Raw genomic sequence first — 21,925 nt, forward strand, 5'->3', positions numbered from 1 at the left:
TCTTCGCTGATGCGGACTGGACGTGAGCGGCCGCGGCGGCGGTCATCTTCCCGCCGCCCTTACCACCGGGACTTGGACATTGACGCTCTCCTGCCTTGTGCCTCTGCTTCAGCCTTCGCCACGGTCAGCCCGGACCGCCAGGGCCACCGGCGCGCGTTGTCTCGTTACCAGGGAAGCGGAACGGCCGAGGTCATATTCCTATGGCATGCTGCTCGTATCCGCTGGCCGTTCGATCGCCTGCTGGGGCAGGATCGGGCTGTGCGTCATGATCTCCACGGGCTGGCCGAGAACCCCGCGCTGCCATCGGAGCTGGTCGATCGGCTCATCGCGGCTGCGGACACCGACCTCGCCGAGGTTCTGGCCTGCCGCCCGGACCTGATCGGCACACAGGTGGCCGCGCTCGCGCGCTTCGAGGGGGCCGCGGTACGGCTCGCTCGCGCTGGTCGATTCGCCGCCGAAGATGTTGATCCGCTGGCTCACCCGCGTGTCGCGCTCGCTCTGCTGGAGGCGGGCTCCGGCAGGCCGGAGTGGGCACGGCTACTGGCAGCCGATCCGTTAGTGGACAACCGGGAGAAGTTGGCGGCCTGTCCTGGTCTGCCGCGCGATGTGACGCAGACGCTGGCCTGCGATCCCGACGTCAGGGTCGTCGCGGAGCTTGCACTGTGGGCGACAACGGATGTTGCCGCCGAGCTTGCGGCGCATCCCCATGCTTCGGTCCGCCGCGCGGTGGCGGCCAACGAGGCCGCGCCGCCCGCCGCGCTGGCGGCGCTGCTGACCGGTGTTGGGCTGCCGCCGGCACGCTCCTGCCTGGTCTGCGACCGCGAGCCAATTCCTTTCGTTCACGACCCGAACTGCCCGCGACCCGACTGTGCTCTGCCACCGGGCGCTTCCTGTGACGGCTCCCACGAATCCACCGTGCACGAGATCCAGCAGTTGGCCCTGCGGAACCCGGCCACACCGGTCGACGCGGCGGTGGGCTTCGCCGACCACTCCTCGACACTGGTTCGCTGTGAACTGGCAGCACGCACCGATCTGCCGCAGCACCTCTACGCGAGGCTCGCCGAGGATTCTGTCCCATGGGTTCGCGCGCATCTCGCGGACAACCCCGCCATCGCCGAAGGCACGATCCGTGCCCTGGCCTTCGACCGTGGCCACGATGTCCAGCGCCGACTGGCCCACCATCCGCGCCTGCCACTCGACGTCCTCTCCCACCTTGCCGAGGCCACCCGGATCGGCTCGACTCTGCTACCGCGTATCGGCTCAGCGTCGACGGCCGAGGCCGAGGAGCTGGCCGCGTCCCCGAACTCGACCCTGCGGATGCTCATCGCCCAGCGACGCGATCTGCCGACCGGGCTGCGTGACGCGCTCGCCCGCGACCCGGATGCGAAGGTGCTCGAGTCCATCGCGCCGCACCCGGGCCTGTCCGAAGCCCAGTTGCGGGCGATGGTCGCATCGCACGGTGTCCGGGTGATGGCGAAGGTCGCAGCAAATCCTGACACCACGTCATCCCTACTGGAGGACCTGGCACAACACCGGCCTCCGGTACACAAGGCGATCCGTGAGATCACCCGCCACTCCAACGCGACGGCCGCAGCTCTGCTCGCGTGCCTCACCGATCGCCAGGCCAGACCATGGGCCGCCGGCCACCGTGCCCTGCCACCGGCGATCATCGTTGAACTGCTCGACGACGAAGACTGGCAGGTAGTGAAAGCAGCGGCAGCCAATCCGTCGCTGCCGCATGCCGCGATGGCCAGGCTCGTGCCCTGAGCGAAGCGGTTCGGTTCTATCGGTGAAGTATGCAGCGCAAGCACTTCTTTCCGGCTCGACGCAAGCATTCCGCCAGCTATCCGTTCCACTTCCTAGGAGGGGTTCCGGTAATAACCGCCGAAAAACCAACGGATATGGGGTCGCCGTAGTATCGGCCGAATTTCGGGCGGATATGGCGTACCCCGCTGGTAGAGGGCGGGTTACGCGCGCTGGGTGCCGGTCAGGCCGGGGGTTGTTGGGTGAGGCGGTCGCGGTAGATCCGATATGCCTTGCGGTCGGCGGCCGCGGTGCTGTGTGCGAGGGGTTCGGCGGCGACCAGCAGTGCCTGGTGGATGTGTGGTGGGGCGGTGACGTGCAGGCTGTAGCCCTCGCCTCGCCGTATCTGCCGGCCGTCGCGTAGGGCGTGGTGTTCGGTTTCGCCGAGGTCGGCGGTGTGGGCGGTGAGGTGGTGGGCGAGCTTACCCGGCATCTCGATTCGGATCGGGCGGGGTTCGTCGATATCGGTGGGGGCGGGTTGTTCGGGCCGGTCGGGCAGCAGGTCGGCGAGTGCGGTGCGGATCGCGACGCGGCTGACTCGGTGTTGTCGGGCGAGGGCGGCGATGCTGGCGCCTTCTCGATATTGGCGGCGGACTTGTTCGAGGTCCCCGTTCGCGGCGACCTGGGGGCGGCGCCCCGATATCGCGCCGTTGGCGCGGGCGGCTGCCAGGCCCTCGCGGGTGAGTTCGTTTTGCAGGTCGCGGCACAATCGATAGAGCTCGGACATGGTGAGCCGGTCGCCGGGGCGCGCGTATCGGGCGAGCTCGCGGAAGCCGTCGCGGTGCAGCGCGGGGATCTTGGATGAGGTGGCCGGATCGGCGAACAGTCGCACACCGTGCGCGCCGTCGACGAGACCGGCCTCGGCGAGCAGGTGGGTCTGGCGCGCGGTGCTCTGCTCGTCGGTGGAGACCCGCGTGTAGACGAGTTCGGCCATGACTGCGGTGTTCCCTCTCCGATCTGATCGCTTTCGTTCACCGCGCTATCTGTCGTCAAACCCTGTCGTCAATATGGACCGCATTGGATCGGGAGTGCTGTTTCCGCACGATCCGCGCGACCCGGAAAGCGCTCACGGCGGGTGTCGTCAAAGGGTCATTTGACGACATTATCGGAGCACGGATGCTGGCTTGTTATGGCGGCGCTGTTCGGTGGTCAGCGCCATGGTGTGCTCTCCTGCATTGCGGTCCGCGGAAACGCGGCGGAGTTCAGGGCCGGTCGGCGGGCCGATGATCGGTTCTCTGCGCCGGCCGTCCACGAGTCGTGATCATGGAATATCGTGCCGGTCATGACCACGAATGACTGGTTGGCCGACACCCGAACCTCTTATGACACGGTCGCGGTCAGCTATGCCGACCAAGTGCGCGGCGCTCTCGCCGGACACCAGTACCTTCGCGCGGCTCTGGCGTTGTTCGCCGACAGCGTGCGGGTCGCTGGCGGTGGGCCGGTCGCGGACGTCGGCTGCGGCCCCGGCGAAGTCACCGCCCACCTACATGAGCTCGGTGTCGACGCCTTCGGTGTCGACCTCTCCCCGGTGATGATCGACGTGGCCCGGCGCGACCACCCCGGCCTGCGGTTCGAGGTTGGCTCGATGACGGACCTGGACCTCCCCGACGCTTCGGTGGCAGGCCTGCTCGCCTGGCAGTCGTTGATCCACATCCCTGACGCCGAGGTGCCGACCGTGCTCGGGCACTTCCGCCGAGCATTGCGTCCCGGCGGACCGCTGCAGCTGCTGTTTCACGTCGGCGACGAGTCGTTGTTGAAGACGGACGGCTATGGCGGTCACCCGATGAATGTCCATGTCCACCGCCGTCAGCCTGACCAGGTGGCATCCTGGCTGCGCGAGGCCGGATTCGTGGTCGAGGCTCAGATGCTGCTCGACCCGGACGCGAAAGCTCAGCAAGCGATTCTTTTCGCACGCAGTAAGTCCTGACTTCTGCATATGTCGGGCTCGCCAGTCGGATCCGGAGCCGATGCCCGAGATGGACGCCGACACTGCGCTATGCTCTCGGCGCGACCGTCTGGGACGACCTGCTGCGGCTGGATATCGGCCGTTGCGGGTCCGCGACACCGGCCTCGGGGCGCCAGAACGCCTTGGCCGAACAGATGCGCCGGGCCGGGCTGGACAAACGCACCGGCTACCTGGACTGCCTCGCGCACGTACCATTCGTCGGTCCAGGACAAGATGTCGTAGGAGATGCGCATGTTGTCGCGGGTCACGAAGTGCCGCCGCACATGCCGCAGCGTGGCTTCGGTCTCCTCGTGCTCGCCGGTATTCACGATCGCCTTGATGCCCATGTTGGTGCCCAACGGCGAACAGCACCAGCAGCAACCGCTGCCGCAGCGTGTCGCGGTCCATCGACTCACGCGAGGTCACCGACACGAACTCCGTAGAGAAGTCGGTCAGGAAGTCGGCTTCCTTCAACACGTCGAGCAGGTCGATCGTGCCCCAGCGGCGGGCTACCTCGTCCTTGATTGCGGTCAGGTTCTCCGGTTCGACCAGTTTGTCCAGCTTCGGTACCGAGATCCACTGCTCGCCACGGCGTTTGGTGATCCGCACCCCGCCGGTACTCCCCTCGTTCAGGGCCCTGTCCAACCCTTCCAGCCCGGCCGTCATCCGTGCGCGCAGATCGGTGATGAACTCGGTCGCATCCAGCGGCTGACGCAGCGCGGCGTAATGGACCTCGCGGGCCTGCTCGAAATCACCCGGCAGGTCGTCTTCCGGGTTGCGCCACCGGTTGCCGCCCTCGACGTAGATTTCGCGCCGTCGCAGCGCGTCACGCAACGCGACCAGCACGCACAGCTCGTACGGTATGCGCTCGACCCGGTCGCGGTCGTCGACCACAGCTTCACGCCAGGCTTTCGGGACCACGCCGTCCAACGGCACCAGGGCGTGCTGGTCGTAGAAGCGAACCTTGCCGTCGATCGTGGCATAGCGCGCCAGCAGTTACCGAGCTCGTGCCGTGGCTGCGCAAGCAACGGGTATGGCTGGAGTCGTTGATCGATGAGTGCGGCGATCCACACCAGCGAATCAGCCTGTTCGCGATCGCCGGCCAGACATCGGGGTTGCTCGGCTACATCGCGGCTGGTCGAGGAAGCTCTCCGATAGGGCGGGCCTACTGCCTCGAGTCCTACCAATTGGGCTGCTACGCGGCAGATCCGAATCTGGTGGCGTGGGCACGTGGGATGCAGAGCTTCTGTGAGTACTACGCGGGGCGTTACGAGGAGGCGCTTCGATTCGCCGAGGCGGGCCTGGCCGAGGCGACGGCAGATTCGCAGCGAATCCGATTGGCTGTCAACGGCGTTGCGCGGGCGAAGGGGAGGCTCGGAGATGCCGACGGCGTTCGCCGTGCGGTCGACCAGGCGTACGAGGTTCAGTCGCGCAGCGAGGCAGGGATTTCGCCGCGGTCCAGCATTTCGCTCGCGGGTTACAGCAGCGCCCAGCTCGCAGGTAACCCCGCCACCGCCTATCTGTCATTGGCGATGCCGCGCGAGGTCGAGCGTTATGGCCGGATAGCGTTGGGCGTGATGCCGGCCGAGCAGTCGCCGTGGGGCCGGGCACTGGTGCAGCTCGATATGGCGCGGGTCGCAGGTGATGAGTTCGGATGGAGACTTCGATGCGGCAATGGCGATGATCGGTGAGGTATTCGCTTGCGCGAGGGGCGGGTTCATGACGCCGGTTCGGTGCCGCGGTATGGAGTTCGTCGGCGAGGCTGCCGCCCGGTGGGGCGATTCGCCACAGCTGCGTGAGATTCGGACGATGCTGCTCGACGCTCGAGCTCCAGGTGGCCGAGGTGAGTGAGCTGATATTTCGCGAAGGGCAGGACGGCCCGCTCGGCCACTATTGGTTCCTCACCTTTGAACACGCAACGCAGCTGCACGCGGCGTCGACAGAAGTCCAACGCGCGCTGGATCCGCACCGTTTCGCGGCGACCCCGATTGATGGTCTGCATCTCACGCTGGACCGTATCTCGCGCGGCCCAGCTAGCAACGCCCGGCAATGCGCGCGGATAGCCGCCGCAGCCGAAGAAGCCTGCGCGCTCTGGAAACCTTTTGTCCTGACATTGGAGCGGTTGGCACATATTCGCGCGGCCATCGGATTCCTCGCCACACCCGGCGAACAGATACGCGAACTACGTGACGCCCTCCGTGCGGCAACAACGTCGATACTTGCGGATGCGCCCATCAAGGATTCCCGCACTGCCCCGCATGTCACAATCGCCTACCCGATCTATGAGGGGTTGACTGCCGAAGCCATAGCGGCCGTCGACGCGAACGTACACCGCGTTGGTCCGGTGCAGGTGACAGTCTCAGAAGTCGCCATGGTGGCACTCGAACGGCGAGGTCACGGGTACCGATGGGACACGATGGCGCGTATACCGCTCACCGGTCCCTAGCCCGTAGACCGGCGAATACGGACGTTGCGCGAACACCACCCCCACGGCACACCGTTCCCGCCGGGTGCACGCCGCGGCAGAGTTGAAGTCGCATCCGGTAGCGGGTGACGCCGGCGACCACCACCGGCCGACGCATAGCCTCGGCGGCCGCGATAGGCCGGTGTCGAAAGCCTCGCTACCGGATGGTCCGACTCCACGACTCACCAGGGAGACCATCCATGTTCGCGCTCGGTTGGATCGACCCGTCCTCACCCACGCCTGATTGGGATGCGGCACAGATTCGCCGACTAGCGCGGCGACTGGGCTACCCGTTGCACTGGGCGGATTCGCCGTGGCTGGGATTAGTCGAGCAGGTCCGATCCGGCGGCGCCGACATAGTGATCATGCCGTCGGCCGCCCACATCGATGCCATAACGCTGGATCGGGTCATGGCCGTCGCGGATGTCGAATGCGCGGCGCCACGGTCATCGTTCGCGCGCTGGACGATCTTCGGAGGGCGGTGGTGAGCATGACATCGATCGGCATGATGCTCGCGATCGGCATTCCGGTGGCAGTCGTGGCGCTGGTGATCTGGTGGCCGAGCGACGACAACGATCCGCCGCGGTGAACCCGGTTCCTTGTCCGGACGCCCGGCACGTGGTGTTGTTACTGCGTGTGCGATGTGGCGCGGCGGTTGATGAGCAGGCGGATGATGCTGGGCGGTGCGCTCGGCGCGGGTGCGTTGGTCGCGCTCGGTGCGGGGGCGGCCGCGGGGGCCGAGCCCCGGACGGTGGCGGCGCGGCAGCGGTTTTTCGGTGGCGACGTCGTCGACCCGGTGACCGGTGCGGTGCGCGCGGACCGGGTGGTGCTGTCGTGGGTGGGATGTGCGACCTACGCGGTGGCGTTCGCCGGGACCGTGGTGTTGCTGGACGCGTGGGTGCCGCGGTTGAGCAGCGCTGGGTATGTGCCTGCGACCGCGCAGGATCTCGCCGATCTACGGCCTGCGGCGATCCTGATCGGGCACGGGCATTTCGACCACGCGGGTGACGCGGGCCGGATCGCGCAGGCCAGTGGTGCGGTCGTGCACGGCACCGCCGAACATTGCGCGACGATCCGGGCGCAGGTGCCGGATCCGGGGTTCGGCACCATCGCGCTCGGTGATGCGGGCACGCCGCCGGGGCACATCCACGAGTTCCGCATCGGCGATATCGAGGTGACGGCGGTGCGGCATCTGCATTCCGGGCCCACCGCACCCGACCCGGTCAACGGTTCGGCACCGTTCTTCCCGGTGCCGGATCTGTGTGCGATCGCCGAGCATCCCCCGACTCTCGACGACCTGCGCGTCGGCCTGCCGCGCCTGCGCGACGAGGAGGGCGGCTGCCTGCTGTATCAGCTTCGCGCAGGCGGCTTCTCGCTGGTCTGGCACGACTCGGCCGGCCCACTCACCGAGAAGGCGCCGCACGTGTTCGACGTCTTCGCCGGCCTGCCTCCCACCGACCTGCAGATCGGCGCCATCCAAGGCTTCAACCAGCTCACCAACGGCCTGCGCGACCCACGCACCTACATCGAAGCCATCCGCCCCAAGATCTTCGTGCCCGCCCATCACGACAATTGGCTGCCCGGGTTCACCGCCCCCGCCGCCACCTACGATCAGCCGTTGCGCAGCGAGCTGGACCGGATACCGGCGGACAGGCGACCCGAGCTGCACGCACTGCTCGACCCCACCGACTACATCGCCCCGGCCCTGCTCACCTTCGCGCTCTGAGGCCGCGGGCCGTGACCTGCCCACGGATCGGCCGTTCAGCCGCCTATGACACCGGTGATGTCCAGTGGGATGGTCTGAACGAGGATGTCTGCTGCCGGTTCGCCGAGCGCCCTGCCACCTGACCTCCCGCGGTCCGATCCGAACCCCTTCAGCGGTAATGCTCGTTCGGACCGCCGTCCACACGGCCCGTGATTCCCACGGATGCGAGGGTCCCGGGAGTGCGCATCGTTTCGCGGCTGAGACCTGCGCCTCTCGTATGACGGCAGGGGTGGTTCAGCGGTGACCGCCGGAGTGATCGTGGGCGCAGGTGTCGGTGCGGCGGCCGTCGGCGCTGACGGCTTGTCCGGCTCCGTGGCCTTCGAGGGCGGCGAAGGGGCCGCAGTGATGGGCGGTGATCCACACGTGCACCATCGGGTTGCCCGCGCCCGGGTTGACCGAACCCGGCGGGCATGTGCCCTGGTCGTCGGTGACACCGGCGACGACCGGACCGTTGTCGCCGCGCTTCCAGCACAGGTTGTCGTGCACATGCCATTGCATCAGCGGGCCGCCGAAATCCACCAGTTCGGGATCGTCGATCTTCTTGTCCTTGGCGATGTACATCGCCGAGACCAGAGTGCGCCGATCGCCGTCGACCCGGTACACCAGCGACTCCGGGTAGGCGGGATCGAGGAACCGGTCGTCGCGGATGTAGGCGGTGTTGATGTAGTGCTCGTGGCCGGTGGACGCGTCGCCGATGGAACGGAAACCCAGGGCGCCGATCGTGCTGACGTCGGCGAAGGCGGGCAACGTGTGCAGGGTGGTGCGGATCAGTTCGGCGGCGCGCTGCTCCTGCGCGGGCGTCACGCCGGGCACACCCGAGACATCGATCGGGTTCGCCGGATCCCACGGCCGCGGCCATGCGGCGCCGGTGTCGTGGTCGTGGCCGGTGTGCTCTTCGCCGGCGGCATGGGAGTGGCCGCCGGCGCCATGGCTGTGCACATGTCCGGCGCCGCCGAGCATCGCCGCCACAGCGAGGGCTCCGGCCAGGCCGGCGGCGGTCGCGGTCGACGTGGTGGGCAACGTCGCGGCGGGCCGCACCAGGGCGAGCACGGCACCGGCGATCGCCAGCGCGCCCAGCACCGCGCACACTGTGTCGAGCAACTGCGGTGATTCCGCCGCGGACAACCCGTCGGGCCACGGCAGCCCGGCCAACCGCGTGTACCCCCACACCGCGACGGCCACGAGGTTCACCCCGATCACCATGGCGGGCACGACTTTTCGTGTCGTGACCGTGGCCAGCAGGCCTGCCGCGCATTGCGCGGCCGCCAGCAGCACCATCAGCCGGGCCAGCGTCGCGTGCTCGGTGTGCAGCCCGGCCCCGAACAGGTGCAACGCACCCGCCGCGACCGAGGCCATGCCGGCCGGCAACAGGAATCCGTGGCGTCCACCAACCATGTTCGATCTCCTCGTCGTTCTCGGCGGACTCTACTGTCCCGGGCCGACGTCGAACTCCCCTGTCGTGTGAGAGAACTCTGTGGATTTCAGTCCGGCCGAACCCAGCCGTGGCGACAGCTCATCGTGGCGGCGCTCACCCAACGACGGTCGCGATCGCGGTGGCCGACACCCTGCGGCCCCCGGACGTTCGCAATGATCAGCTCAGAGCCACGTCATCGGCTCCGAGACGACTCAGTACCTCCATCGCTTCGTGCTCGAGGCGAGACAGGTCGCCGAGCAGCGTGCCTGCCCGGTCCAGCAGGTGCCGATCCCCTGATCGGCCGGCCTCCGCGATCAGGGTGGCGACCTCCGTCCACCCGTCGGCGGCGTCGGTGTAGAGCCGGTGACCGGTGCGCAGGTTGTCGCTATCGAGGATGTCGCGGCATTCGCCGAGAAAGTCGCGGTACAGGTTGCGGAACAGGGCGCCGCCGGTGCCGCCCCTCTCCATCAGCAGCGCGGCCTGCGGCAGGTCGCGCTGCGGGTTGTCGGTGCGGTCGAACCAGGTAGGGACCACCGTGCCTGCCTTGGCGATTCCGCGATAGCCGAGATTGGCGATCGGCGGGTGCAGGAAGGCGCGGGCGCAGGCGGTAATGGCGGGGACGATCCGGAGCCCTACCTCGGTCACCTCACGCGGGACGGTAAGGGTGAACGAGCGATGCTGGGCCGTCATCGGTCCGCGCGCGGCCCTGGCTTGGCCGAGGCTGTCCAGGCTGGTGGTGACGGCGCCGCCTTGCTGTTCGGTGTCCACCAGGTAGGCGGTGTCCGAGTCGTAGCCGTACAGGGCGACGATGTGCCCGCCGAAGTGCACCCTCGACCCGAAGTAGTCCAGGTAGTAGCTGTCGAGCTGCAACCCGACGGGCCTGCCCGCCTCGATGTCGCACGCCACGTTCTGCCAAGCCTTGCGCGCGGACCTGGTTTCCCGCACCTCGAGCCCGAGCCCGAGCGTGCCCGCCAGGTTCCTGGTCAACTCGAACGGCTTGACCCGCCCGCCGAGGAACGGGAAATCCAATGTCTTGCTGTCCCAATAGACGAACGACAGCCCGGCACCGAGACCGAAGAGCATCGGCTCGGACAGATCCAACCCTTGATGCCGCAGCAGCACTCCGAGCGCGGTGGTCTCGCAGTGCTGCATGCCGCGCGCCTCGACACCCTCGACGATCATGCTCTGATCATGAGCCCTCCGGTAGCAGGAGAGTCCAGCGGCTCACCGCCCCGGCCTATCGCACACGCGGCCGGTCGTGGTGGCCCCGGCATGCGAGGCCACCAGGATCAGCCGCAGTGACTCGGCCCCGGCGCGTTCCATTCGACAGCCCGTGCTGCACCCGGCTTGTGCGCGAGGCCGCCCCACCCGATGCATTTGCCGGGAGCATCCACCTTGACCGGTCCGGCGTAGTAGGCGTAGAAGCCCTGGTCGATCTGTGGCTGATCGGCCCCCCAGATGCCGACACCGGCCCGCAGGCCGGTCTTGGTGCCGATGTAGGCGGTCTTCCACGTGACGACGCAGTTGGTTCTGCCGTTGTAGAGCAGATAGATCGTCGCCAGGCCGTCCAGATTGTGGCTATCGATGACGTGATAGCTGCCCCCGCCGCATGCCGCGACCGGGGATGAGGCGGCATTCGCCGGGGCGGCCATGGTCAGCGATCCAGTAAGAATCGCCGCGACGGCCAAGCCCAGGCGGGCTCCGCGCTTGATGACACGCATCGTTCGATTGTCCTTCCGAGGCACCAATGATCGACCACCTCACGGCGGCGGATGACCGCCGGCCGATCAATGATCTGTCAAGATCCTGCCCTGAACCCGACTGGACGGTTTCTCAGCAGTGGAGGGCCTCGGAGCACACCGATCGTCGACGCGATGTCTGACGGATCAGACCGGGTTCGAAGCCTTTTCGACATCGGCGACGGCCGGCTGCGCCCGGCCGGGCCGGCGTCGATCACGCCAGATGAGCTTCAGCAGTGCAGGCGTGAGCAGCATCCGCACCACCGTCGCGTCCAGGATCAGCGCCGCGATCATGCCGTAGGCGATGTATTTCATCAGCACCAGATCGGAGAATCCGAACGCTCCGGTGACGACGATGAGGATCGCCGCCGCCGAGGTGATCACACCACCGGTGTGGGCGATGCCGTAGCGGATCGCCTCGGGTGGGTCGGCGCCCTCGGCGCGCGCCTCCGACATCCGCGACAGCAGAAACACCTCGTAGTCGGTGGACAGGCCGAACACCACCGTCACGATCAGCACCAGCACCGCGAACATCAGCGGGCCCGGGGTGAAATCGAACAGCTCCGCGCCGTGTCCTTCGACGAAGATCCAGGTCAGGATGCCGAGGGTGGCGCCGAGGCTCAGCGCCGACATGGCCACCGCCTTGACCGCGAGCACCATCGACCGGAACGCCAGATACATCAACACCAGGGCCGCGGCCACCAGCAGCGCCGCCAGCAACGGAAGCCCTTCGATGAGGCCGTTGATGCTGTCGCGTTCGAGGGCGGGTACCCCGGCCACCATCACCCGTACACCGTCCGGTGCGTCGATGCCGCGCAGCGTGGCGATGGCGGTGTCGGCCGCGCGTTCGTCGACCAGGCCGGCGTTGAGGACGTTGATGCCGTCTTTGGTGGGCGCTGCCGGTTCGAACGGCCCGGTCAAACCGGGAGTGTGGTTGGCCTGGAAGCGGATATCGCTGAGCTGCTGCGGGTCGGCGCCCACCACCACCAGTTTCAGCGGTTCGGTGCGGAAGCCGGGGAACAGCTCATCGAACTGTTCCTGCGCGACGCGCGCGGGATTGTCGTCGGCGAGATAACGTTCGCTCAGCCCGCCGAATTCGATATGACGGAACGGCACGATCAATGCCAGCAGCGCCAGCACGATCGGCACGATCACCAGCCACGGCCGTTTCATCGCCAGAATCGCCAGCCGGGAGAAGAACCCCGCGTCGATCTCTTCGGCGGTTTTGGATTTGGCGAACCGATGCCAGCCCCACAGATCGATGCGGTGCCCGATGATGGCCAGCACCGCGGGCAGCGCCGTCACCGACAACACCGCGGCCAGCAGCACCGAGCTGATGCCACCGTAGGGCACCGACCGCAGCACCCCGTTCGGGTAGATGAGCAGCGCACCGAGGCTGACGGCGATGATCGCCGCCGAGAACAGCACCGTGCGTCCCGCGGTGGCGACGGTGCGCGCCACCGCGTCCTCGACACTGCGTCCGGCCGCCAGCTCCTCCCGGAACCGGGTGACGGTGAACAGCCCGTAGTCGATGGCCAGGCCGAGGCTCACCAATGTCACCACCGCGCTGGCGAACACGTTGACCTCGATGTGGTCGGTGAGCAGCCGCATGATGCCCTGGGTGCCGAGGATCGTCATCCCGCCGATCAGCACCGGCAGCAACGCGGCGATGACGCCGCCGAACACGAAATACAGCAGGATCGCCACGATCGGCAGCGCGATCAACTCGGCGCGATGGATGTCGTCCTGCATGCCGTGGTTGATGCCCTCCACCACCGGTTGCAGCCCGGCGAGCTGGACGGTGGTGCCCGCGGGCCCGGCGCCGGGGACCCCGGCGTGCAGATCGGATTTGATGGCGGTGTAGTTGTCGACGGTGGCGGTGCCCTCGCCGCGCAGACCGACGCTGGCGAAGGCATGGGTACGCGAGTCGTCGGCGAACCCGCTGGTGAACGCGCTGTCCCAGTAGCTGTCGATCTTGAGGACGCGGTCGGGATGCTCGGCCTGCAGCCCGGCCAGCTGGGCGGTGACCGCGGCCCGGATGTCCGGGTCGTCGACGGTGCGGCCGTCGGGGGCGGTGTAGAGCAGGATCAGATCGCTGTCGGTGTCGCGGCCGAAGGTGGCGTCGGCCAGTTTCGACGCGGCGACCGATTCGCTGGATTCGTCGAACCAGCCCTCCTGGGTCAACCGGCCCGATAGGTCGCGACCGTAGAAACCCGAGAGGGCGACCGCGAGCAGGAAGACGGCGAAGACGAGATAGCGGTGGCGGTAGACGAACCGCCCCCACCGTTGCGAGCCAGTGGAGATCATCGGTATCGGTGCGGTCGCCGGGTCAGCCGCAGGCCGGGGTGCGGTAGTCGGCCGAGCGCAGGATGCCGCACAGATCGGTGCGCGAGATCTTCCACTTGCCGTCGAGGTAGACGAAATGCACGACGGTGGTGCGGATCTGGGTGCCGGTGCCGTCCTTGTCCAGGCGCATGGTGGCGGTCAGGGTGCCGTCGTGGTTGTCGAACACCGGATCGGTGACGCCGTAGACGGCGTGCGGATTGTCCTGCAACGCCTTGTACATGTCCGGGATGGCGTCGCGGAACGCCTCACCGTCTTCGATGAGCGCGGTGCGTTCCGCATCGGGCAACGCCGGGTCCAGCGCCCGTTTGATCTGGGCGTCGAGTTCGGCGGCGGTCGGCAGCACCCGCGCGGCGACCGACGAGGAGGTGGCGGCCGCCGATGACGACAGGGCCGCGTTCGCCGCGGAGCGGGCGGCGGCGACGGCATCGTCGTCGACTCCCGAACCACAGGCCGAGGCGGCGGCCAGCGCGACCAGCGTCGCGGCCGCCAGTGCGGCGCGGACAGGTCGGACGGCGCGGGAGAAGGGTGTGTAACGCATCACTACCTACATACCATCGATCACGGAGCTGATTCGGCCGAGCAACGCCCGGACGGTGGTGACGTCGCGGTCGGCGACGGTGGGGACGGCCTCTGGCACCAGGTCACGCACGAGGGCGGTCACGCTGCGTTCGTCGTCGAGGTCGATATCGGTGACCTTGACCTCGGCGACGGCGACGACGTCTTCGGGGGCGGGTACCTCGGTGTCGAGGTCGGGGCGGTAGATCTCGAGGCGCAGCGTGGAGCGGACCGTGCGGAAGGCGAAGGGGCGGCCGTCGTCGGTCGTCCCGAAACCATGAGCAAACGAACCAATTGTTAAGTCATCGATCGAAAATCCCGAAGGATGTTCTGATTTCAACCGGAACTCCTGACATTGGACGCTGTGCTGGCTCAACCGTAACTCCCCGCCACAATTATCCGCCGGAGGCGGTCGCCAAACCCCTCCCGCGTGCTCACCGCGGCGCACGTGGTCAGATGGTGTGGTTCGCGGTTGTGTCACAAGGTAGAGGAGTTCGTGGATGCGCCCACGCGGCTCGGTCCCCGCAGTAGTGGCTGGTGTGACGGTGCTGGCGTTGCTGGCGGGCTGTTCGTCCGACACCGACCCGGACAAGGTGCCCACCCGCGATCCGGCCACCGCCGCCGTTTCCCCGGACCAGGGCGCCGCCCCCGCGGGCACGGTGCTGAGCGCGCCCGCGCCGATCGGGGCGCTGGTCGCCGAGGCGAAGACCGGCCGCATCGCCGCTCTGGACGCGCGCGCCGGCACCCCCGCGGTTTATCTCATCGACGCGGCCGACCCCTCGGCCGAGACACGCGCGCGCACCGTCGCGTTGGCGGCGCCCGGCGCCACCGTGGCCCAGGGCGCACCTGGTGAGGTGCTGATCCCGGCGCCCGGGCGGGTGCTGCGCGTCGACGTCACCAGCGGTGCGGTCACCGACGTGCCCGTCGATGCCGACGCGCGGTCGGTGCACCTGGGTGCCGACGGCGGGCTGGTGATCGGCACCGCCGACGGCCGGGTGCTCTGGCTCGACGCCGAGGGCGAGGTCACCGACAGCGTGGACGGGTTGATCTCGGCCGACGCGGTGACCGTTGCCGGCGACCGGGTGGCGGTGCTGGATCGCCACCAGACCTCGATCACCGAGATCGACCCCGCCGAAGACCACCTCGGGCTGGCACTGCGGGCCGGCGACGGGGCCACCAACATGATCGGCGACCGGTTCGGGCGCATCGTCGTCACCGATACCGCGGGCGGGGAACTGCTGGTGTACACGACCGGACCGCTCGTACTGCATCAGCGTTTCCCGGTAAGATCGTCGCCTTACGCGCTCGCCTATGACAACGAGTCGGACATCGTCTGGGTGACGTGCACGCAGAGCAACGAAGTCGTCGGTTTCGATCTGTCGACGGGTATACCGGAGGAAGTGGGCCGCTACCCCACCGTCGGGCAACCGAACTCGGTGACCGTCGATGAGCGCAGCGGCGATCTGTTCGTCGGGTCCGCGACCGGTGACGGTCTGCAGCGGATTCGCGCGGACGAGCGGAAGAGAGGGCAGTGATGGCAGCGAGCCGCCGCGCGGCGCTACCGGCCGGCTGGGAAACCAGCACCGACGATTACGAATACGTGCCGCTGCGGCTGCCACCGGATGTGACCAGGGTGACGGCGTCGATGCGGCTGGCGATCCAGGCCGAATACGGCGGCTGGGAACTGTCGCGGGTGCGCGCCTACACCGACGGCAGCCGACGGGTGTTGCTTCGCCGCCGCCGCACCCCGCTGAGCAGCCCGGTCACCGCCGAGCCGGGGATGTGAGCTCGATGCTGTACCGATTATTGCTGCGGGTGATGTTCCTGGTTCCCCCGGAACGCATCCATCATCTCGTCTTCGCCGCCCTGCGCGCGGCCACCGCCTTCCCGCCCTCGCGCGCGGTGCTGAACCGGCTGCTGGTCGACCACGATCCGATCTTGCGCAGCACCGTGTTCGGCGTGGAGTTCCCGGCGCCGCTCGGTCTGGCCGCCGGCTTCGACAAGAACGCCACCGGCGCCGACGCCTGGGGTCCGATGGGGTTCGGCTTCGCCGAGATCGGCACCGTTACCGCGCAGGCCCAGCCCGGCAATCCCGCGCCGCGGCTGTTCCGGCTGCCGGCCGACCGCGCGCTGATCAACCGGATGGGGTTCAACAACGAGGGCGCGGCCGCCGCTGCCGCACGACTGCACTCCCGGCGCCGTAAGACGGTGCCGATCGGGGCGAATATCGGTAAGACCAAGATCGTCGAACCCGAGCATGCCGCCGAGGATTACGCCACCAGCGCCCGGCTGCTCGGCCCGCTCGCCGATTTCGTCGTCGTCAACGTCAGTTCCCCCAACACCCCTGGACTGCGTGATCTGCAGGCGGTGGAGTCGCTGCGGCCGTTGCTGCGCGCGGTGCTCGACACCGTCGAGGTGCCGGTGCTGGTGAAGATCGCCCCGGATCTGTCCGACGACGATATCGACGCCGTCGCCGATCTGGCGGTGGAGCTGGGTCTGGCCGGGATCGTGGCCACCAACACCACCATCGGACGCAGCGGCCTGGCCAGCGATCCGGCGACGGTGCAGCAGATCGGGGCGGGTGGGCTGTCGGGTCCCCCGGTGGCCGATCGTTCGCTCGAGGTGTTGCGCAGGCTGTACGCGCGCGTCGGTGACCGGTTGGTGCTGGTGTCGGTGGGCGGCATCGAAACCGTCGATCAGGCGTGGGAACGCATCCGGGCGGGTGCCAGCCTGCTGCAGGGCTACACCGGATTCATCTACGGCGGTCTGTTGTGGACGCGCCGCATTCATCGTGGGCTGGCGCAGAAGCTGCGCGAGAACGGTTACGCGAGCCTGGCCGAGGCCGTGGGCTCCGAACACACCGCGCGCGCCTGAATATCGCGGCGCGATCAGCTCAGTACGCACGGCGGGCCGCCCGCGAACCGGAAGTCCTCGTCCAGGTCCGCGGGCACCGTCGCGCTCTCGCACAGCCGGGCGCTGAGCCGCTTGCAGAGCAGTACGACAGCGTGTTCCCACAGCAGCCCGAGCATGCCCGCGCACTGTGCACCGCGGGCGAGGGCCGCCTGGTCATAGACCAGCGTCGGATCGCTGACGATTTCGTCGAGTTCCATGCCGGCGCGGGCCTGCTCGGCGCTCAGCCGCCGATCCGGTAGCCAGCTCAGCCGCCAGGGCGTGCGGGACTCACCGGGTACCCGATGGGCTGTTTCGGGAGTGATATCGCTGGTCATCGACCAGTCGGTGGCGTGGATGGTCACAGCTGCCTCCTGACGAACTCCGGCACCGAGACCGGGCCGGGCATTCCCGGCGCGGCGTCGCTACCGTCGTGCGGAGCGGGATGGTCGGGCGTTATCGCGAGTTGCGGATGCGTCCGGGTCCGTCCCGAGGTGGCCGTCGGGCTGTGTGTGCCTGCGGCGGCTGCGGAACCTCAGCGTCGTTGTCATCACCAGGGCCTCCCGTCCGTCTGGTGCGGCGCTCTCTCACCATCCAGTCTGTCATTTGCCGGGAATGGCGGTCAATTGCCGTTGCGATATGGTAGTTGCCGGAATGACTGGTGGTTAAACCTCGTTCACGACCGGGAAATGCCGAAAGGTGGGGACGCCATGGTCCAGCAGGACTCGGGCATGGTCGCCGTGCGCAACATCCTCACGCGGCTGTGCAAACGGTCCGGTCTGAGCCCGGAACGCTTGCGCACCACCGAAATCGACGTCGGACCGCTCCTGGATCTGCCCGCGGTGCGCCGCCACGCCCACCGCAGTGGCCTCGCACCGGAGGAGGCGGTGCTCCCGGTGGTCCGCGACCTCGCCCGTCATCTCCCGCCGACCCACCGCCTGATCACCGATGCCGAATTGTCACTGGGCCTGTTACGGGACGACACGCCCGAGGGCATCGATCCGGACCGCCTCTACGCGCAGGATCTCGGCGAGCGGCGCGAATACCTCACCCAGCAGTGGCAGCGGCTGCACGAGATCGCCGGCGCCGAGCAGATCCCGCCCACCCCGACCGTGCGCTCGTTGCGGGCCACTCCGGAACGCCGCGCGTTCAGCGCGCTGGCGGGACTGCTGACGACCGGCCCGGTGTTCGGCACTCCCGTCGACGCGGGCATCAGTGTGGACACCGGGGCCGCGCACGAGCCGGCACCCGGGGTGCTGACGGTGATCGGCGACGCCGTCATCGACCACATCTACCGCGTCGACCACGTCCCTGCCGCCGGCACGTCCACCCGCGGCAGTTTCGAAGCGCATCCCGGCGGCAAAGGTCTCAACCGCGCGGTGGCCGCCGCCCGCCTCGGCGTGGAGGTGCGGTTGGTGGCGGCCGTCGGCGACGACGAGGCGGGACGGCAGATCCTGGACTATCTGCGCGCGGAGAACGTCGACACCGAGCTGGTGACCGTCGTGCGCGACGCCGCCACCCCGGTGACCTCGGTGATGATCACCGCCACCGGTGTGGCGGCCAGCATCGGCTGCAAGGACGACCGGATCCGGCTCGGCGAACGCGAACTCACCGGCCCCGCCCTGCATGCCGCGCTCGCCGCCTCCGATGCGATCCTGCTGACCTTCGAACAGCCGTTGGCGGTGATCGAGCAGGTGATGGCGCGGGTGCGGCAGATGCGGCCGCGGCCGCTGCTGATGGTGCATCCGGCCCCGCCGGTGGACGCACCGCAGCATCTGTATCAGCATCTGGGGGCGGTCGACTATCTGATGGGCGCGACCTGGGAACTGGACGAAATGGTGCCGGAGGTCAAAGCCACCTCCGGCGATCACATCGCCCGCCATCTGCGCGCCCTCGGCGTCCGAACCGTCTGTGTCATCGACGATTTCGCGTGCACGGTGCGCTCGGAGGAGCTCGATCTCGACGTCGGCCGCTTCCCCGCCGCGCTCAGCGATTCCCCGGGAGCCCGGGCCGCGTTCGCGGGGGCATTGGCGTATAGGCTCCTGTCGGCGCGCCGCCCGGCGCAGGAACAGGACTACGTGTGGGCGACCGCTGCGATGGTGGCGACCCAGTCCTTCGGCGATATCCCGGGCGCCATGCCGCTGGCAGGCGAGATCGACCGACTCGTCCGGCTCGGCCCGGAAGAGCGGTGACCACACCACTTCAGGTTCGGTTCGGCGGCGATCGCGCAGCGCACCGAACCGGCGGGGCCACACCCCGTACGACACAGGAGGCGCGTTGACCATAGTTGCGGTACCGACCGGCGACACCGGTCACCGGTTCACCCGCGGCGGGCGCGATATCAGGGTCCGGGTTCTGGAGGTGGCGGGCGGCGCCGAGGACGGGCATGTGCTCGTGTTCGGTGAGCCGGCCAACGGCTGCCTGGTCCGGGTGCATTCGCGCTGCCTCTACGGCGAAGCTCTCGGTTCCCAGGATTGCGATTGCGGCCCCGAACTCGCCAAATCGCTCGACCACATCCAGGACGAAGGCGCCGGCGTGCTGGTGTATCTGGAGCAGGAAGGCCGCGGTTGCGGGCTGGTCGCGAAGGCGCACGGCTACCGCGAGAGCGAACGTTCCGGCGCCGACACCTTCACCAGCTATGAGCGCCTCGGCCTGCCCGCCGACGCCCGCACCTACACCCACGCCGCGACCAGCCTGCTCGAACTGGGCTTGACCCGGGTGCGGCTGCTCACCAACAACCCCGACAAGGTCGCCGCCCTCACCGACGCCGGGATCGAGGTCACCGCGGTCCCGCTGGCCACCACCCCGCTCAGCGACCGGGCGGCGCAGTATTTGCAGGCCAAGCGGCAGCGGCGCGGTCACTGGATTCCCGCCGACACCTCCGTGTGGGAACAGCAGGCGGCCGTGCTGGACCGGCCCGAGACCCAGCATCGGGGCCGTAACTAGCGCCGGCCCGCGCCGGTCCGGGTGCCGTCGTGCGCTCGGACCGGTTTCGTAACCCAGGTCACAAATGTCCGGTTTCCGGCTACCATGAGTGAGCCGCGTCACTCGGTGCTGCCTCGGTGAGCCGGTGTGCCGCACAGGCCGGCGCGCTGTCCAGTCAGGGGCTCCGCCGAGACGCTCGGTTCATGCAGCGACATCGGGAACGGAACATGACCACAACAGACATCGGCTACGCCCATCCCAGCGGCACCACCGTCTACACGGTGCCGCAAGCCTTCCAGCAGACCCTCGCCCTGCGCCCCGATCAGATCGCCTTGCGCACCGTCGGCGGCACCCAGGAGATCACCTGGCGTGAATACGGTGAACGCGTGCGCGCGCTGGCCGCTGGGCTGGCCGGGTTGGGCGTTGGGCACGGCGACACCGTCGGCATCATGCTCACCAACCGGCCCGAGTTCAACCTGATCGACACCGCGGCCCTGCATCTGGGCGCCACGCCCTTCTCGGTCTACAACACCAGCTCCGCCGAACAGATCACGCACCTGTTCACCAACGCCGCCAACAAGGTGGTCGTCACCGAACAGAAGTTCCTCGATGTCATCACCGGCTCCGATGTGCCGATCGAGCATTTGATCGTGGTGGACGGCCCCGTCACCGGCGCACTCACCATCGACGATGTCGAAGCCGCCGCGAGCGAGGATTTCGATTTCGACGCCGCCTGGCAGGCGGTGCAACCCGACGATCTGGCCACCCTCATCTACACCTCCGGAACCACCGGCCCGTCCAAGGGTGTGGAGATCACTCACCGCAATGTGCTCGCGCAGGTGATCGCGCTGGTCAACGGCCCGCTGTCGGTGGGCATCGATGACCGGATCGTGTCGTACCTGCCCGCCGCGCATGTCGCCGACCGCATTTCCGCGCACGCGATGAACCTGCTCACCGGCATCCAGCTCACCACCGTGCCCGACCCGCGGGAGGTCGCCGCGGCCCTCCCCGACGCCAAGCCCACGGTGTTCTTCGGGGTGCCGCGGGTGTGGCAGAAGATCAAGGCCGGTATCGAAGCCAAGCTCGCCGCCGAGACCGGGGTGAAGAAATCGCTGGCCGAGTGGGCCATCGGTACCGGTGTCGCGGCCGCGCGCGCCGATCTGGCAGGCAGCGGCCGCCCGCTGACGTTGCGCATCCAGCATCCGATCGCCGACGCGTTGGTGCTGTCGAAGCTGCGGGCGGCGCTGGGCTTGGATCAGCTGAAGGTGGCGTCCTCGGGTGCGGCGCCCATTCCGGCGGAGACCCTCGAATATTTCCTCGGGCTCGGGTTCACCGTGTCGGAGGTGTGGGGCATGTCCGAAACCACCGGTGTCGGCACCTACACCGAACTCGACAAGCCGCGCCCCGGCACGGTCGGGCGCCCGGTCGACGGCCTGGAGTTGCGGTTGGACGCCGACGGCGAGGTGCTGGTGCGCGGACCCATCGTCACCCGCGGCTACCGCAATATGCCCGACAAGACCGCCGAGGCCTTCGATGACGACGGCTGGCTGCGCACCGGCGATGTCGGCACCCTCGACGCCGACGGCTACCTGCGCATCGTGGACCGCAAGAAGGAACTGATCATCAACGAGGCGGGCAAGAACATCGCGCCGAGCAATATCGAGAACTCGGTGAAGGCGGTGTCGTCGCTGATCGGGCAGGTCGTGGCCATCGGCGACGCCAAGCCCTACATTTCGGCGCTCATCGTGCTCGACCCGGATATCGCGGCGGTGCGGGCCAAGGAGCTCGATGCCACCGGCACCGATATCGCCGGTCTGGCCCAGCGCCGCGAAATCCTCGACGAGGTGCTGGCCGCGGTGCAGGCGGGCAACAAGAAGCTCTCCCGGGTGGAGCAGATCAAACGGTTCACCGTGCTCGGCACGGTGTGGGAGCCCGGTGGCGACGAGTTGACCCCGAAGATGTCGCTGAAACGTCAGCCGATCGCGGCGAAATACGCCGACCAGATCACCTCGCTCTACGCCGAACCCGCCCCCGACAGCGTGATCAACGTCAAGTAGCTGTCCGAGACCTGCCGATGGCG

The 21,925-nt window shown here is 68.2% G+C and carries 21 protein-coding genes; 13 read left to right on the forward strand and 8 right to left on the reverse strand.

The features are described from left to right. The first annotated feature begins 72 nt into the window (after positions 1-72). Positions 73-1,767 carry a hypothetical protein gene (locus tag AC5W7N_RS26360; protein WP_228806758.1) on the forward strand — a complete coding sequence of 565 codons (1,695 nt, stop codon included), beginning with the start codon at positions 73-75 and terminating at the stop codon, positions 1,765-1,767. 220 nt (positions 1,768-1,987) lie between these two features. Here the strand turns inward: AC5W7N_RS26360 and AC5W7N_RS26365 are convergent, their stop codons facing one another. Further along, positions 1,988-2,737 carry a recombinase family protein gene (locus AC5W7N_RS26365; protein WP_495922443.1) on the reverse strand — a complete coding sequence of 250 codons (750 nt, stop codon included), beginning with the start codon at positions 2,735-2,737 and terminating at the stop codon, positions 1,988-1,990. 348 nt (positions 2,738-3,085) lie between these two features. On the opposite strand from AC5W7N_RS26365, the gene AC5W7N_RS26370 reads away from it, so the two are divergent. The 6 genes from AC5W7N_RS26370 to AC5W7N_RS26395 all read left to right on the forward strand — a co-directional run bounded on the left by AC5W7N_RS26370 (position 3,086) and on the right by AC5W7N_RS26395 (position 7,938). Continuing rightward, positions 3,086-3,730: a class I SAM-dependent DNA methyltransferase gene (locus AC5W7N_RS26370; RefSeq protein WP_194991561.1), complete on the forward strand. Its 645-nt coding sequence runs from the start codon at positions 3,086-3,088 to the stop codon at positions 3,728-3,730. 357 nt (positions 3,731-4,087) lie between these two features. After that, entirely contained in the window at positions 4,088-4,798 is a 711-nt protein-coding gene (locus AC5W7N_RS26375; RefSeq protein ID WP_194991555.1) for a hypothetical protein, read from the forward strand. Beyond that, complete coding sequence (locus AC5W7N_RS26380) at positions 4,756-5,439, forward strand: NsdA family TPR-like regulatory protein (protein WP_194991556.1); 684 nt, start codon at positions 4,756-4,758, stop codon at positions 5,437-5,439. The genes AC5W7N_RS26375 and AC5W7N_RS26380 overlap by 43 nt, the downstream gene beginning before the upstream one ends. Positions 5,440-5,591: 152 nt before the next feature. Beyond that, positions 5,592-6,194, forward strand: a complete 603-nt coding sequence (locus tag AC5W7N_RS26385; protein WP_194991557.1) for a 2'-5' RNA ligase family protein — start codon at positions 5,592-5,594, stop codon at positions 6,192-6,194. A 448-nt stretch (positions 6,195-6,642) separates the two neighbouring features. After that, complete coding sequence (locus AC5W7N_RS26390; RefSeq protein WP_194991558.1) at positions 6,643-6,801, forward strand: hypothetical protein; 159 nt, start codon at positions 6,643-6,645, stop codon at positions 6,799-6,801. A 69-nt stretch (positions 6,802-6,870) separates the two neighbouring features. Beyond that, a complete protein-coding gene (locus tag AC5W7N_RS26395) occupies positions 6,871-7,938 on the forward strand; it encodes an MBL fold metallo-hydrolase (protein ID WP_495922446.1) in 1,068 nt (355 codons plus the stop codon). Between the two features lie 273 nt (positions 7,939-8,211). Here AC5W7N_RS26395 and AC5W7N_RS26400 read toward each other — a convergent pair whose 3' ends face one another. The 6 genes from AC5W7N_RS26400 to AC5W7N_RS26425 form a co-directional block, all read right to left on the reverse strand. Then, positions 8,212-9,372, reverse strand: coding sequence for a hypothetical protein (locus tag AC5W7N_RS26400; protein ID WP_495922447.1), 1,161 nt, complete (start codon positions 9,370-9,372; stop codon positions 8,212-8,214). Positions 9,373-9,568: 196 nt separating this feature from the next. Further along, positions 9,569-10,573 carry a BtrH N-terminal domain-containing protein gene (locus AC5W7N_RS26405; RefSeq protein WP_495922449.1) on the reverse strand — a complete coding sequence of 335 codons (1,005 nt, stop codon included), beginning with the start codon at positions 10,571-10,573 and terminating at the stop codon, positions 9,569-9,571. 107 nt (positions 10,574-10,680) lie between these two features. Further along, positions 10,681-11,112, reverse strand: coding sequence for a hypothetical protein (locus AC5W7N_RS26410; RefSeq protein ID WP_228806514.1), 432 nt, complete (start codon positions 11,110-11,112; stop codon positions 10,681-10,683). Positions 11,113-11,277: 165 nt separating this feature from the next. Next, a complete protein-coding gene (locus AC5W7N_RS26415) occupies positions 11,278-13,437 on the reverse strand; it encodes an MMPL family transporter (RefSeq protein WP_495922452.1) in 2,160 nt (719 codons plus the stop codon). Between the two features lie 22 nt (positions 13,438-13,459). Then, positions 13,460-14,014 (reverse strand): WKL family lipoprotein, encoded by a 555-nt coding sequence (locus tag AC5W7N_RS26420; protein ID WP_194990830.1) that lies wholly within the window; start codon positions 14,012-14,014, stop codon positions 13,460-13,462. A 6-nt stretch (positions 14,015-14,020) separates the two neighbouring features. After that, positions 14,021-14,371: a hypothetical protein gene (locus tag AC5W7N_RS26425; protein ID WP_163815380.1), complete on the reverse strand. Its 351-nt coding sequence runs from the start codon at positions 14,369-14,371 to the stop codon at positions 14,021-14,023. A gap of 160 nt (positions 14,372-14,531) precedes the next feature. On the opposite strand from AC5W7N_RS26425, the gene AC5W7N_RS26430 reads away from it, so the two are divergent. Genes AC5W7N_RS26430 through AC5W7N_RS26440 form a run of 3 tightly spaced genes read left to right on the forward strand, consistent with a single transcriptional unit; the run spans position 14,532 to position 16,905 of the window. After that, entirely contained in the window at positions 14,532-15,566 is a 1,035-nt protein-coding gene (locus AC5W7N_RS26430) for an NHL repeat-containing protein (RefSeq protein ID WP_194990829.1), read from the forward strand. Beyond that, on the forward strand, positions 15,566-15,817 hold the full coding sequence (locus tag AC5W7N_RS26435) for a DUF5703 family protein (protein WP_130916523.1): 252 nt from the start codon (positions 15,566-15,568) through the stop codon (positions 15,815-15,817). Before AC5W7N_RS26430 ends, AC5W7N_RS26435 begins: the two co-directional genes overlap by 1 nt. Before the next feature lie 8 nt (positions 15,818-15,825). Continuing rightward, positions 15,826-16,905 carry a quinone-dependent dihydroorotate dehydrogenase gene (locus AC5W7N_RS26440; RefSeq protein WP_163815444.1) on the forward strand — a complete coding sequence of 360 codons (1,080 nt, stop codon included), beginning with the start codon at positions 15,826-15,828 and terminating at the stop codon, positions 16,903-16,905. 14 nt (positions 16,906-16,919) lie between these two features. Here AC5W7N_RS26440 and AC5W7N_RS26445 read toward each other — a convergent pair whose 3' ends face one another. Further along, on the reverse strand, positions 16,920-17,285 hold the full coding sequence (locus AC5W7N_RS26445; protein ID WP_195019346.1) for a hypothetical protein: 366 nt from the start codon (positions 17,283-17,285) through the stop codon (positions 16,920-16,922). A gap of 345 nt (positions 17,286-17,630) precedes the next feature. On the opposite strand from AC5W7N_RS26445, the gene AC5W7N_RS26450 reads away from it, so the two are divergent. The 3 genes from AC5W7N_RS26450 to AC5W7N_RS26460 all read left to right on the forward strand — a co-directional run bounded on the left by AC5W7N_RS26450 (position 17,631) and on the right by AC5W7N_RS26460 (position 21,902). Next, a complete protein-coding gene (locus AC5W7N_RS26450; RefSeq protein ID WP_195019347.1) occupies positions 17,631-19,112 on the forward strand; it encodes a PfkB family carbohydrate kinase in 1,482 nt (493 codons plus the stop codon). A gap of 85 nt (positions 19,113-19,197) precedes the next feature. Continuing rightward, positions 19,198-19,866 carry a GTP cyclohydrolase II gene (locus AC5W7N_RS26455; protein ID WP_194990826.1) on the forward strand — a complete coding sequence of 223 codons (669 nt, stop codon included), beginning with the start codon at positions 19,198-19,200 and terminating at the stop codon, positions 19,864-19,866. 206 nt (positions 19,867-20,072) lie between these two features. Beyond that, complete coding sequence (locus tag AC5W7N_RS26460; RefSeq protein WP_195019348.1) at positions 20,073-21,902, forward strand: AMP-dependent synthetase/ligase; 1,830 nt, start codon at positions 20,073-20,075, stop codon at positions 21,900-21,902. Positions 21,903-21,925: the final 23 nt, after the last annotated feature.

The organism is Nocardia sp. CDC519 (genome assembly GCF_059509835.1).